This window comes from Saccharothrix obliqua (assembly GCF_019375475.1).
In the GTDB taxonomy this organism is placed as follows: domain Bacteria; phylum Actinomycetota; class Actinomycetes; order Mycobacteriales; family Pseudonocardiaceae; genus Actinosynnema; species Actinosynnema obliqua.
This window is the reverse complement of sequence record NZ_JAHXGQ010000007.1, coordinates 409,791-422,046: the sequence shown is the minus strand read 5'-3', so window position 1 is coordinate 422,046 and position 12,256 is coordinate 409,791. Positions and strand designations below refer to the sequence as shown.

Genomic DNA, 12,256 nt, shown 5'->3' with positions numbered 1-12,256 from the left:
GGTTGCAGCACGACGTGAGGCACTTCGACCTGGTCATCATCGGCACGGGCTCCGGGAACACGATCGCCGACGAGCGGTTCGCGGACTGGGACATCGCGATCGTCGAGAAGGGTGTGTTCGGCGGCACGTGCCTGAACGTCGGGTGCATCCCCACCAAGATGTTCGTGCACACCGCCGACGTGGCCGCCGCACCGGCGTCGGGCGCGCGGTTCGGCGTGGACGCGACCCTCGACGGCGTCCGCTGGACCGACGTGCGCGACCGGATCTTCGGCCGGATCGACCCGATCGCCGAGGGCGGCCGGCGGTGGCGGGCCGAGGAGAACGCGAACGTCACCGTGTACGCGGGCACGGCCAGGTTCGTGGGGCCCAAGACCCTCGACACCGGCACCGGCGAGGTGATCACCGCCGACCGCTTCGTGCTGGCGGCAGGTTCGCGGCCGGTGCTGCCCGACGTCGCCGACCTGGCCGTCACCGGCTACCACACGTCGGACACCGTGATGCGCCTGGACGCGCTGCCGAAGCGGCTCACCATCCTGGGCAGCGGGTTCGTGGCGGCGGAGTTCGCGCACGTGTTCTCGTCGTTCGGGGTGGCGGTGACCGTGATCGCGCGGTCGGACACCCTGCTCGGCCGCGAGGACCGGGAGATCGCCGAGCGGTTCACCCGCGTCGTGTCGGACAAGTGGGACGTGCGGCTCGGGCGCAAGGCGGTGCGGGCCGAGCGCGTCGACGGCGAGGTGCGCCTGCACCTGGAGGGGCCGCACGGGGCGGAGGTCGTCACGTCCGACGAGCTGCTGGTCGCGGTCGGGCGGGTGCCGAACTCGGACCTGCTGGACCTGGCGGCGACCGGGGTCGAGGTGCGCCCCGACGGCCGGGTCGTGGTGGACGAGCACCAGCGGACCAACGTCGAGGGCATCTACGCGTTGGGCGACATCAGCTCGGAGTACCGGCTCAAGCACGTCGCCAACCACGAGGCGCGGGTCGTGCAGCACAACCTGCTGCACCCGGACGAGCCGATCGCGGCGGACCACCGGTTCGTGCCGTCCGCGGTGTTCTCCTCGCCCCAGGTGGCGACCGTGGGGTTGACCGAGGAGCAGGCCGCGGCGGGTGGCGTGCGGTACGTGACCGGGAAGCAGGCGTACGCGGCCATCGCGTACGGGTGGGCGATGGAGGACACGACCGGGTTCGCCAAGGTGCTCGCCGACCCGGCGACCGGGCAGATCCTCGGTGCGCACATCATCGGGCCGCAGGCGTCGAGCGTGATCCAGCCGCTGGTCCAGGCGATGAGCTTCGGGCAGGACGCCCGGTCCGTGGCACGCGGCCAGTTCTGGATCCACCCCGCGATGCCCGAGGTCGTGGAGAACGCCCTGCTGAACCTGCCCCTGGACTAGGGCCTGCCCCCGGAGCGGGAGCGCGGCCCGGACCACCCCCGCCGGCGAAGCCCGGACCGCCCCCGCCGGCGCGGGGCAGACGGTGGTCGGGCGGGGCGCTGACTTTCAGGCAGGCTTCCTGAAAGTTTCGCGGGGCGGCGGCAGTTTCCAGGACCACCCCGCCCTGGTGCGGTTCCCCGTGGCGCGCCGGACCGGCGCGCCACGGTTCCGCTAGACCGCTGGGACGTCGTCGGCGAAGAGGCCGTTCTCCCGCGCCACCGCGGCGATGTCGGCCGGTGTGCCGGACATGATCGTGCGGGTGTGGGCGGTGATCAGCTCGATCGGCCAGTCCCACCACGCGGCACGCAGCAGGGTCGCCACGTCCTCGTCCGGGAAGCGCTGCTTCACCGGCCGGGCCGGGTTGCCGCCGACCACCGCGTACGGCGGCACGTCGGAGACCACCACTGAGCCGCTGGCGATGATCGCGCCGTCGCCGATGCGCACGCCGGGCATCACCAGCACGCCGTAGCCGAACCACACGTCGTTGCCGACGACGGTGTCACCGCGGGTCTCCATGTCCGCCAACAGGTCCGCGGTGTCCTCGGCCCACGTGCCGCCGAAGATCGTGAACGGGAAGGTGGAGACGCCGGTCGTGAGGTGGTTGGCGCCGGCCATGATGAAGCGGGTGCCCGTGGCGATCGCGCAGAACCTGCCGATCACCAGCTTCTCCGCGCCGTACCCGTAGAGCACGTTGCGGGTCTGGAACTCGGTCGCGTGGTCGGGGTCGTCGTAGTACGTGTAGTCGCCGACCTCGATCGTCGGCGAGTCCACGAGCGGCTTGAGGAACACGACCCGGTGGTGTTCGGGCAGCGGGTGCAGGTTGTCCGGGCTGGGGATGATCGGCAAAGCGGCTCCTTCCACGAGCGCCGCCGAGGCTGTCACAGCCGAATCGACTAACGCAACTGGAATTGCGTTAAGGTGCTCCCGGTGGCCTTGGTCGGCGCCGCGTAGCACGGCGACCGCGGTCCGAAAAGGACGCCGCCGCGGTCGTCGGCACGTGTGGTCGAGCGCGGTGAGGTGCCGGGTCCCACCGCGTCCTCGTCACCGGTGAGCCGGTCGACCGGCCCCGCCGGACGGGTGATCAGGTCGGCGCACCGCCGTCGTCCGACCGCAGGCGGTCCAGGAAGTCGTCCACCTCCGCGAGCGCCCGCTCGCGGACCGGCGCGGCCGACAGGAACAGGTCGTGCAGGCCGTTGTCCACCTGCACCACGGTGACGTCCCGCCCGATCTTCGGCGCCCACCGCCGCATGTGCGCCACGTCCAGCACGGTGTCCGCCGTCATCGCCTCGGGCGACCAGTGCCGGGCGTGCAGGTGGCTGCGTGCCGAGTGCAGGACCAGCACCGGCACCCGGACGTCCAACCCGCGGTGCAGCACGGCGTGACCGCGGCGCACCGCGCGCAGCCAGCCGGCGAGCACCGGGAACGCCTCGATCGGCTTCCACGCCGTGTCGAACGTCCACTCGCCGTGGTGGTCGGCGTGGATGCTCTGCCCGTACACGGGTCCGAGGCCCTTCTTCAACACCAGTCGCGGCGCGATCCGCCCCACGCCGCGGATCAACGCGGTGCCGGCGGTGCGGGTGAGCCACGGCTCGGCGAGGTCCAGCCACGGGCTGTTCAGCACCAACGCGTCGATCACGTCGTCCGCGCGCCGCTCGTGCGCCCACAACGACGTGATCAGGCCGCCGGTCGAGTGGCCCATCAGCACCAGGTGCGCGTGGTGGTCCTCCTCGCGGATCACCCGCACCGCCGCGTCGACCTCCTCGAAGTGCACGGCCAGGTCCGCGACGAAGTTGGCCGCCTGCTCCGGTTTCAGCGAACGGCCGTAGGCACGCAGGTCGACGGCGTAGAAGTCGAGGCCCCGCGCGGCGAAGTGCTCGGCCACGTGCGTTTGGAAGAAGTAGTCGGCGAAACCGTGCACGTACAGCACCGCGCCCCGCGGCTCGCCCTCGGCGCGGCGGCGCACCAGCGTGGCCGCGACGTCCCCGCCGCCCAGCGGGAGCGTCCGGGTCTCGTAGTCGGGGCCGAGCACATCCGGTGTCACGGGGCCAGTGTGCCCGCCGATTCCGGTTTTCGGGGGGACGGCCCGCCCGGGCGTGGCAGTCTGGTCGGTATGAGCGAGGAGATCGAGCGGTCGACGGCACGCGTGCGCTTCCCCGGTATCAGTCCGCGGGCGTACGAGCACCCGGTCGACCGGGGGGCGTTGGCGGTCTTGCGCGCGGTGCCGGGCATCGGACCCGTGTTGCAGGCGGTTGCGGGCGCGTTCGCGGAACGGGGTGAGCGCCTGATGTACGTGGCGTCCTCGATCCGCGTCGGCCCCAAGCAGTACCCGGACCTGGACCGCATCCGGTTGGAGGCGGCGGCGGCGCTGGACCTCGACCCGGTGCCGGAGCTGTTCGTGCAGCGGGACCCGGAGGTCTTCGCCCGCACGCTGGGCATCGACAAGCCGTTCATCGTGGTGTCGACGGGCCTGCTGGAGCTGCTGGACCACGACTCCCGGCGGTTCGTGATCGGGCACGAGATGGGGCACGTGCTGTCCGGGCACGCGCTTTACCAGACGATCCTGTACCGGCTGATGGACCTCCAGCACGGCCTGGGCTGGATGCCCGCCGGGTTCTGGGCGGTCCGCGCGGTGATCGCGGCCCTGCTGGAGTGGTACCGCAAGACCGAGCTGAGCTGCGACCGGGCGGGCCTGCTGGTCGCGCAGGACCCGGCGGCGGCGCTGCGGGCGCACGTCGCGCTCGCCGGCGGCATGGACCTGTCCCAGGTGGACACCGCCGAGTTCCTCAAGCAGGCCAAGGAGTACGAGCAGGTCGAGGACGTCCGGGACAGCCTGCTCAAGCTGATCAAGACCTGGCGCAGCACGCACCCGATGGCCGTGGTGCGCGCGGCGGAACTCCAGCGCTGGGCGGCGGGGGAGGAGTACCGGGCGATCCTCAGCGGCACGTACCCGCGTCGCGAGGACGACCGGCCGACGTCGACCTTCACCGAGGACCTGAAGGGCGCGGCGCGTTCCTACAAGGAATCCGCGCAGCGCTCGGAGGACCCGCTGGTGAAGGTGTTGAACGAGGTGGGCGACGTGCTCGTGGGTGCGGCGGACAGGGTGCGGTCGAAGTTCGGCGGCGGGCAGTAGGCCGAACGAGTGCACTCGGCCTGTCGCACCGCCGAACGGAGCAGTGCGATGGGCCGCCCTGGCTAGCCTCTCCTCCACGTTCCCGAGCGGAGGAGGCGGCCCGTGCGGCGGCTGGTTCTGTTGGTGCTGGCGTTGGTGTTGCTGGGCGGTGGTGCGGCGACCGCCGACCCGCGCGTGATCGGCGGTGCCCGCGTGTCGATCGCCGACCACCCGTGGGTCGTCTTCCTGGTGGACGCGAGCGGTCGGCAGTTCTGCGGCGGCACGCTGGTCGCGCGGGACAAGGTGCTCACCGCGGCGCACTGCGCGTCGGGCCACGCGCCGCGGGTGTCGGCGGTCGTCGTGGGGCGCGAGGACAAGAACGAGACCGGCCAGGGTGTCGCCGCGCCCGTGCGCCAGGTGTGGACGCACCCCCAGTTCACGTCGGCGGAACGCGGTTCGGACGTCGCCGTGCTGACGTTGGGCACGCCCGTCGACGCCGCTCCGCTGCCGCTGGCCGACGACCCCGACCTGTACCGGGCGGGCACGCCGGCGTTCGCGCTGGGCTGGGGCCGCACGGCCGAACTCGCCCCGCCGTCGCGGTACCTGATGGGCGTGGTCGTGCCGCTGGTGGCGGACGACTCGTGCGGGCAGTCGTACGGCCAGTACGACGCGGGCACGATGGTGTGCGCCGGTCTGCCCGACGGCGGCGCGGACACCTGCCAGGGCGACTCGGGTGGTCCGCTGGTGGTGGCCGGGCGGCTGGTCGGCGTCACGTCGTGGGGCGAGGGCTGCGCGCGCCGGGGCAAGCCGGGCATCTACGCGCGGGTGCTGGCCTACCGCGAGTTGATCGAGCAGCAGCTTCACACGGAGGAGTGACGCGGGTTGTGGGCCCGCGCGGCGGGCCGTTGAGTGTCCGGGTATGCGGACATTGACGGCGGTGCTGCTCGCCTTGGCGGTGCTCGCCCCGCCCGCGGCGGCGGACCCGAGGGTGATCGGTGGCGAGGTGGTGGACGACCCCGCCGACCACCCGTACGTCGTGGCGCTGGTGAACCGGGACGGCCGGCAGTTCTGCGGCGGCGCGCTGGTCGCGCCGGACCGGGTGGTGACGGCGGCGCACTGCGTGCAGGACGTCACGACCGGGGGCGTCCGCGTGGTGGCCGGCCGGCTGGACCTGACGGCGGTGGACGAGGGCGTCGTGGCGCCCGTCGCGGAGATCCGGCCGCACCCGGACTACCGGCCGGACGCCGCCAACGAGGGCTCGGACATCGCGTGGCTGACCACGGCGGAGTCGCTGCCCTACCAACCGATCCCGCTGCCGGAGCGGGGTGAGGGGCTGTACGGGGCGGGTGTGGTGGGCACGGTCCTCGGCTGGGGCCGCACGCGGGAGGGCGGCCCGACGAGCGACGTGCTGCGCAAGGCCGACATCCCCATCGCGTCGGACGCGACGTGCGCCCGCGCGTACGACGCCTACGACCCGTCCGGCATGTTCTGCGCGGGGTACCCGCGTGGCGGGGTGGACGCCTGCCAGGGCGACTCGGGCGGCCCGTTCGTGGTGCGGGGCAAGCTCGCCGGCGTCGTGTCGTGGGGCACCGGCTGCGCCCGCCCGGGCTACCCGGGCGTCTACACCCGCGTGGCGAACTACGTCTGAGTTCAGAGCACCAGGCCGACCGACATCGTCAGGAACACCGCGGCGCACACCGCGTCCAGGGCGGTGGTGACGCCGGGGCGGCGCAGGCGCCTGCCCATGGTGCTCGCCGCGAGCACGATCATCAGCTCCCACAGGGCCGCGAGGCCGAGGAAGATCACGGCCAGCAGGGCGAGCTGCGCGGCCGGGCTGTCCGCCGACCCGATGAACTGCGGCAGGAACGCCAGGCTGAACAACAGCATCTTCGGGTTGGTGATGTTGGTCAGGAAGCCCTGGCGGAACGGCCGGTCGACGACCACCTCCGCGTTGTCGACGGGCGTGCGGCGCAGCAGGCCGCGTGCGATGCCCAGCGCCAGGTACAGCAGGTAGGCCGCGCCGATCCAGCGCAACGCGGTGAGCACGGCCGGGTACCGCGCGATCACCACGCCGAGGCCCGAGATCACCAGCACCACCTGGGTGGCGGCGGCGGTGTGGATGCCCGCGAGCGCCCACAGGCCCGCGCGGGTGCCCGCCCGCATCGACGTCCGCAGCAGGAGGAAGGCGTCGACGCCCGGCGTCAGCACGACCACCACGCACGCGATCAGGAACGTCGGAAGCTGGCTGAAGTCCAGGTGCATCGGTTTCCCTCCCTCGTCTTCCGGACAGATCGCCGTGATCTGCCTCACTAGCCGTGGAATCTCCGGCTCTACGGGATTCTAACAACAGATTTTCCGGATTTGATACCGCGCTGACGTGTCCGCTACGGTTCGTGTCCGTTACGCCGCACGCAGTAAGGGAGTACGCCATGCGCCTGAGCGCACTGGTCCTCACCGCGCTCCTCCTCGGCGGCACGCCGGCCACCGCCGTCGTGGGCGGGTACGAGTCACCGGACACGCCGTGGGCCGTCGCGTTGCTCGACGGGCGGGGCAACTTCTACTGCGGTGGCGTGCTGGTCGCGCCGGACAAGGTGCTCACCGCCGCCCATTGCACGGTCGAGCGCACGCTGCTCGGCGAGCGCGACCGGCGGCCGGGCCAGGTGCGGGCCGTCGTGGGCAGGCGCGACCTCGACACCGACGCGGGCCGCGAGGTCCGCGTGACCGCGATCCGCAGGCACCCGGGCTTCCGGTCCGTCACCACCGGCGACGACATCGCGGCCCTCACGCTCGCCGAGCCCGTGCCGCACGCGCCCGTGCCGACCGGGCAGGCACGCGCGGGCGACCGCGCCGCCGTGCACGGGTGGGGCCGCACGGCCGAGGGCGGCACGCCCAGCCGCCGGTTGCGCACCGCCGAGCTGCCGGTGTGGGCCGACGCGGACTGCGCGCGGGCCGTGCCCGGCTACCGGCCGGACGGGATGCTGTGCGCGGGCCACCCGGAGGGCGGGCGGGACGCGTGCGAGGGCGATTCGGGTGGCCCGCTGACCGCGGGCGGGGTGCTGGTCGGCATCGTCTCCTACGGCCGGGGCTGCGGCCGACCCGGCGAGCCGGGCGTCTACACGCGGGTCGTCCGGTACCTCGGTGAAATCTGAGACTGTGGTACCAACATCGGTGTGCGCTCGCATCCCTACCCGGCGACACTGCGCCGCAAGTGGTCGGCCGACCTGACCGCCGCGCAGCTCTACGCCCTGCTCAAGCTGCGCGGCGAGGTCTTCGTGGTGGAGCAGTCCTGCCCGTACCCGGAGCTGGACGGCCGCGACCTGGAACCCGGTACCAGGCACTTCTGGTTGGAGGACGGCTCACCGGAACCGCGGGCGTACCTGCGGTTGCTGGAGGAGCCCGACGGCACGTTCCGCATCGGCCGCGTCTGCACGGCGCGTGCCGCCCGCGGGCGGGGCTACAGCCGCCGCCTGGTGGAGGCCGCCCTGGTGGAGGTCGGCCGGCGGGTGTGCGTGCTGGACGCGCAGACCTACGTCGCCGACTTCTACGCGTCCTTCGGCTTCATGCCCGAGGGCCCGGAGTTCATCGAGGACGGGATACCGCACCTGCGGATGCGCCGGTCTCGCTGATCACCCGCACGGCACGCGCCACGTCGGCCTCGGTGAGGTCGGCACGCGCCGTCAGCCGCAGCCGCGACACCTGGTCGGGCACCGACGGCGGGCGGAAGCAGCCGACCTGCACGCCCTGGTCCCGGCACGCCTGCGCCCACGCGGTCGCCGCCTCCGGCGACGGCGCGCGCACCGACACCACGGCCGCGGCCGGTTCGCTCACCCGGAGGCCGCGATCACGCAGGCGCTCGGCCAGGTCGCGCGCCGCGGCCACGGCCCGGCCCGGCCGGTCCGGTTCCTCGCGCAGCACCTTCAACGCCGCGAGCGCCGCCGCCGCGCTGCTCGGCGCGAGGCCGGTGTCGAAGATGAACGTGCGCGCGGTGTCCACCAGGTGGCGGATGACCCGGCTCGGGCCGAGCACCGCGCCGCCCTGCGCGCCCAGCGCCTTGGACAACGCCACCGTCGTCACCACGTCCGGCGCCTTCGCGAGGCCCGCCGCGTGCACCGCGCCCCGGCCGCCCTCGCCCAGCACGCCCAGGCCGTGCGCGTCGTCCACCACCAGCGCCGAGCCGTGCTCGCGGCAGGCCGCCGCCAGCTCGGCCAGCGGGGCGAGGTCGCCGTCCACGGAGAACACCGAGTCGGTCACCACCAGCGCCCGCCGCTTGCCGCGCGTGGCGAGCGCGTGCGCGACCTGCGGCACGTCCAGGTGGCCGGCGGCCACGACGTCCGCCCGGGACAGCCGCGTGCCGTCGATCAGCGACGCGTGGATCTGCTGGTCGGCCACGATCGCGGTGCCCGGTCCGGAGAGCGCGGTGAGCACGCCGAGGTTCGCCGCGTAGCCGGAGGAGAACACCAGCGCCGACTGGGCGCCGCAGAAGTTCGCCAGCTCGTACTCCAGCTCGGTGTGCAGCTCGGTCGACCCGGTGACCAGTCGCGAACCCGTGGCGCCCGCGCCCCAGCGCAGCGAGGCCGCCGCCGCGGCGCCCGCGACCCGCTTGTCGCGGGCGAGTCCCAGGTAGTCGTTGGACGCCAGGTCCAGCTCGGTCGAACCGGCCGGGCGGGGCCGGACCCGGCGGGCCAACCCGGCCTTGGCGCGGGCCTGCGCGCGGGTGTCGATCCAGTCGAACACCGACTCCGGTCCGGTCTCCTCCGCTGTGCTCACAGTCACGCCGGCAGTGTCGCATCCGGCCGATACGTTGCCGGAGTGGACCTCTTCCAGCTCGACTCGGACGACCTGCGCTCGTTGCGCGAGAACGCTCCGGTGCACCGGGACGAGGGCACCGGGCTCTGGCTGGTCAGCCGGCACGCCGACGTGCGCGCGGTGCTGGCCGACCCCGGGCGGTTCCACCCGGACAACGCGTTGACGGCGATCACCCCGATCCCGCGCCCGGTGCTGCGGGTGCTGGCCCGCGCGGGTTTCTCGCTGCCGCCCACGCTGGCCAACAACGGCACCGCCACCCACGCCGCGTTGCGCGGTCTGGTCGCGGGCTTCCTCACGCCCGCCCGCGTGCGCGCCCTGCGGCCCCTGATCGCCGAGCTGGCGCGGGAGCGGCTGGACGCGTTGACCGGGCCGGTGGCGGATCTGCACCCGGCGTTGGCGCGTGACCTGCCCGCGATCGTGCTGCTGGCCGCGATGGGCATCGATGACGTCGACATCCCGAAGCTGAAGGCGTGGAGCACCGCGTCGCTGGAGCTGTTCTGGGGCAACCCGTCGCCGGAGCGGCAGCACGAGCTGGCCGGGTCGGCCGCCGAGTTCCACCAGTGGCTGACCCGCCGCATCCGCGCGGCCCGCGGCGCCGACCTCTTCGGGGTGCTGCGCGACGTGCCGATCCGGGACGCGGCGGGTCTCTGCTACTTCCTGCTGGTAGCCGGGCAGGAGACGACCACGCAGCTGCTGTGCGCGGTGTTCGACGCCGTGCTGCGTGACCGGGAGCTGTGGGCGCGGGTCGACGAGCCGGGTGTCGCGGAGGACGTGGTGGAGGAGGTGCTGCGCCGGGACCCGCCGGTCAGCACGTGGCGGCGGATCGCGGCCGAGCCGGTGGTCCTGTCCGGCGTGCCGGTGCCCGCGGGCGCGCACCTGCTGCTGATGCTCGCGGGCAGCGGTTCGGACCCGGCGGTGTTCCCGGAGCCGGACCGGCTGTGCCCGGCCCGGCCGAACGCCCGGCGACACCTGGCGTTCGGGTACGGGCGGCACTTCTGCCTCGGCGCGGGCCTGGCCCGGCTGGAGGCCGCGGTGGTGCTGCGGGAGACCCGTGAGCGCTTCCCGTCGCTGCGCCTGGCCTCCGCCGAGCGCCCCCCGATGCTGGGCCTGCTGTCGTTCCGCGCGCCGCTGAGCGTGCGGGTGGTGCTGCACGCGGACGAGCGGCTGGCGGTCTAGGTCCTGCCCTCGGGGTTGGAGGGCCGTCAGGTCGGTGACCGGCCCTACGGCACCAGGATCACCTTGCCCGTGGTGGCGCGGGACTCCAGTGCCTCGTGGGCGCGGGCGGCGTCGGCCAAGGGGAAAGTGGGGCCCAGGACGGGCTTCAGGCCGAGGTCCAGGGCCTCCCGCACGTTCTCCGGCGTCAGCGGGTTCCACAGGCCGATCAGCTCGACGCCCAGCCCGAACACCTCGGCGGGTGTCACGTCCAGCGGCTCGCCGTTGGCGAAGCCGAACAGCACCAGGCGGCCCGCGCCGGGCCTGAGGAGTTCGAACGACTGCCGCGCCACGGAACCGCCCACCGAGGAGAACACCACGTCCACCTCGCCGACGCCCTCGGTCCACCCCGCGCGGCTGTAGTCGACGGTCTCGTGCGCGCCCAGCTCACGCGCCAAGGCGAGCTTGTGCTCCCCACGCGCGGCGGCGACCACGACGGCCCCGGCCCGCGCGGCGATCTGCACGAGGAGGCTGCCGACCCCACCCGCGGCAGCCTCCACGAGCACCCGTTCGCCTGCCCGGAGCCGGGACCGCCGGGTCGCCTGCACCGCGGTGGAGCCCTGGAGCAGCAGCGCCAGCGCCTCGTGGTCGCCGACGTGCGGCGGCACCTCCACCCCGTTGCCCAGGACGGCCAGCTCGGCGTAGCCGTCGCCGGTCGCCGCACCCATCAGCCGCCTGCCGTCCGCCGTCACGCCGATCACCTCGGCGCCCATCCGGCCATCGGTCCCCCGCACCGCCGCGTGCCACGGGAACAGCCGCGCGGCCTTGCCGGACCGGATCGACGTCTCGCCGTAGTTGACGCCGATCGCGGTGACCCGCACGAGGTCCTCGCCCGGACCCGGCACCGGGTCGGGGACGTCCACCACCCGCAACACATCGGCCGGTCCGAATTCGGTGAACCGCACTGCGCGCATGGAGCCCCTCCCGGTGAAGCGGACCGGTGGTCCGGTTCGCTGTCCGCTACGATACGGACCATCAGTCCGGTTTTGTCAAGGGTGGTGATCGCGTGGCCGAGCGCAAGGACGCGGCACGCAACCGCGTCGCGATCCTGGACGCCGCGTCCCGGCTGATCGGCGAGCGCGGGCTGTCGGCCGTGTGCATGGAGGACGTCGCGGTCGCCGCCGGTGTCGGCAAGGGCACCGTGTTCCGCCGCTTCGGCGACCGGGAGGGCCTGGTCCAGGCCGTCGTGGCGGAGCGGACGCGGGCGTGGCGGGAGCAGTCCGAGGCGTTGCTGGCCGACGTCGCGAGCCCGCCCGAAGAGAGGGTCGTCACGTTCGTCGGCTGCCTGTTCGACCACGTGCTGGCCGCCCTGCCGCTCATCCGCGCCCTGGAACTGGTGTCGGACGGCAGCGACGGCTGCGCCGACAACCTCACCCCCACCCGCCTGGCGACCTTGATCGCGCAGGTCAGGCCGGACGTGGACGCGGAGTACCTGGCGCACGCCCTGCTGGCCAACCTGCGTGGCGACGTGGTCCACCACCTGGTGCACCGGCTGGGCCTGCCCGCCGACCGGGTCCGGGCGGGTGTGATCTCGCTCGCCCGGTGCGCGCTCACCGGGGACTTGGAGCCCGCCGGCCGAAGTGCGACGATGCCTGGGCTGTAGGGGTGCGCGAGGAAGCCGGTGCGAATCCGGCGCGGTCCCGCCACTGTGACCGGGTGTTGATCCGGGAGTCAGGAACTCGGCCCCCGATCTCACCGACCG

13 protein-coding genes and 1 riboswitch are annotated in these 12,256 nt (G+C 73.5%); of the genes, 8 read left to right on the top strand and 5 right to left on the bottom strand.

Annotation, left to right across the window (positions count from 1 at the left end; all coding sequences use genetic code 11):
- The first annotated feature begins 14 nt into the window (after positions 1-14).
- The gene (locus KZQ38_RS23835) at positions 15-1,388 is read left to right on the top strand and encodes a mycothione reductase (protein WP_219444611.1); all 1,374 of its coding nucleotides are present in this window, start codon (positions 15-17) and stop codon (positions 1,386-1,388) included.
- A gap of 210 nt (positions 1,389-1,598) precedes the next feature.
- On the opposite strand, the gene KZQ38_RS23830 is transcribed toward KZQ38_RS23835, so the two are convergent.
- Together KZQ38_RS23830 and KZQ38_RS23825 are read right to left on the bottom strand one after the other, a co-directional pair.
- Positions 1,599-2,273 (bottom strand): CatB-related O-acetyltransferase, encoded by a 675-nt coding sequence (locus tag KZQ38_RS23830; RefSeq protein ID WP_257901975.1) that lies wholly within the window; start codon positions 2,271-2,273, stop codon positions 1,599-1,601.
- Positions 2,274-2,508: 235 nt separating this feature from the next.
- Positions 2,509-3,468, bottom strand: coding sequence for an alpha/beta hydrolase (locus KZQ38_RS23825; protein ID WP_219444610.1), 960 nt, complete (start codon positions 3,466-3,468; stop codon positions 2,509-2,511).
- A gap of 69 nt (positions 3,469-3,537) precedes the next feature.
- Here KZQ38_RS23825 and KZQ38_RS23820 point away from each other — a divergent pair, with 69 nt between their 5' ends.
- The 3 genes from KZQ38_RS23820 to KZQ38_RS23810 all read left to right on the top strand — a co-directional run bounded on the left by KZQ38_RS23820 (position 3,538) and on the right by KZQ38_RS23810 (position 6,184).
- Complete coding sequence (locus tag KZQ38_RS23820; RefSeq protein ID WP_219444609.1) at positions 3,538-4,557, top strand: M48 family metallopeptidase; 1,020 nt, start codon at positions 3,538-3,540, stop codon at positions 4,555-4,557.
- A gap of 102 nt (positions 4,558-4,659) precedes the next feature.
- Entirely contained in the window at positions 4,660-5,412 is a 753-nt protein-coding gene (locus KZQ38_RS23815; RefSeq protein WP_308258554.1) for a S1 family peptidase, read from the top strand.
- 43 nt (positions 5,413-5,455) lie between these two features.
- Positions 5,456-6,184, top strand: a complete 729-nt coding sequence (locus KZQ38_RS23810; protein ID WP_219444608.1) for a serine protease — start codon at positions 5,456-5,458, stop codon at positions 6,182-6,184.
- A 2-nt stretch (positions 6,185-6,186) separates the two neighbouring features.
- On the opposite strand, the gene KZQ38_RS23805 is transcribed toward KZQ38_RS23810, so the two are convergent.
- The gene (locus tag KZQ38_RS23805; protein ID WP_219444607.1) at positions 6,187-6,798 is read right to left on the bottom strand and encodes a LysE family translocator; all 612 of its coding nucleotides are present in this window, start codon (positions 6,796-6,798) and stop codon (positions 6,187-6,189) included.
- Positions 6,799-6,965: 167 nt separating this feature from the next.
- Between KZQ38_RS23805 and KZQ38_RS23800 the strand changes: the two genes are divergently transcribed.
- A complete protein-coding gene (locus tag KZQ38_RS23800; RefSeq protein ID WP_219444606.1) occupies positions 6,966-7,685 on the top strand; it encodes a serine protease in 720 nt (239 codons plus the stop codon).
- A gap of 21 nt (positions 7,686-7,706) precedes the next feature.
- Positions 7,707-8,162: a GNAT family N-acetyltransferase gene (locus tag KZQ38_RS23795; protein WP_219444605.1), complete on the top strand. Its 456-nt coding sequence runs from the start codon at positions 7,707-7,709 to the stop codon at positions 8,160-8,162.
- Here the strand turns inward: KZQ38_RS23795 and KZQ38_RS23790 are convergent.
- Entirely contained in the window at positions 8,116-9,303 is a 1,188-nt protein-coding gene (locus KZQ38_RS23790) for an 8-amino-7-oxononanoate synthase (RefSeq protein ID WP_372452278.1), read from the bottom strand. The two genes, KZQ38_RS23795 and KZQ38_RS23790, sit on opposite strands and share 47 nt — an antisense overlap.
- 42 nt (positions 9,304-9,345) lie before the next feature.
- On the opposite strand from KZQ38_RS23790, the gene KZQ38_RS37220 reads away from it, so the two are divergent.
- On the top strand, positions 9,346-10,518 hold the full coding sequence (locus KZQ38_RS37220) for a cytochrome P450 (protein WP_219444604.1): 1,173 nt from the start codon (positions 9,346-9,348) through the stop codon (positions 10,516-10,518).
- Between the two features lie 44 nt (positions 10,519-10,562).
- Here the strand turns inward: KZQ38_RS37220 and KZQ38_RS23780 are convergent, their stop codons facing one another.
- Positions 10,563-11,468, bottom strand: a complete 906-nt coding sequence (locus tag KZQ38_RS23780; protein ID WP_219444603.1) for a quinone oxidoreductase family protein — start codon at positions 11,466-11,468, stop codon at positions 10,563-10,565.
- A 92-nt stretch (positions 11,469-11,560) separates the two neighbouring features.
- Here KZQ38_RS23780 and KZQ38_RS23775 point away from each other — a divergent pair, with 92 nt between their 5' ends.
- Entirely contained in the window at positions 11,561-12,157 is a 597-nt protein-coding gene (locus KZQ38_RS23775) for a TetR/AcrR family transcriptional regulator (RefSeq protein WP_219444601.1), read from the top strand.
- A riboswitch (cobalamin riboswitch) is annotated at positions 12,141-12,256 on the top strand. Its footprint overlaps the gene before it by 17 nt.

Bases quoted from the DNA above. Each gene is read 5' to 3' on its own strand.
- KZQ38_RS23810 (WP_219444608.1), top strand. From the start codon at position 5,456: ATGCGGACATTGACGGCGGTGCTGCTCGCCTTGGCGGTGCTCGCCCCG.
- KZQ38_RS23805 (WP_219444607.1), bottom strand. From the start codon at position 6,798: ATGCACCTGGACTTCAGCCAGCTTCCGACGTTCCTGATCGCGTGCGTG.
- KZQ38_RS23780 (WP_219444603.1), bottom strand. From the start codon at position 11,468: ATGCGCGCAGTGCGGTTCACCGAATTCGGACCGGCCGATGTGTTGCGG.
- KZQ38_RS23800 (WP_219444606.1), top strand. From the start codon at position 6,966: ATGCGCCTGAGCGCACTGGTCCTCACCGCGCTCCTCCTCGGCGGCACG.
- KZQ38_RS23820 (WP_219444609.1), top strand. From the start codon at position 3,538: ATGAGCGAGGAGATCGAGCGGTCGACGGCACGCGTGCGCTTCCCCGGT.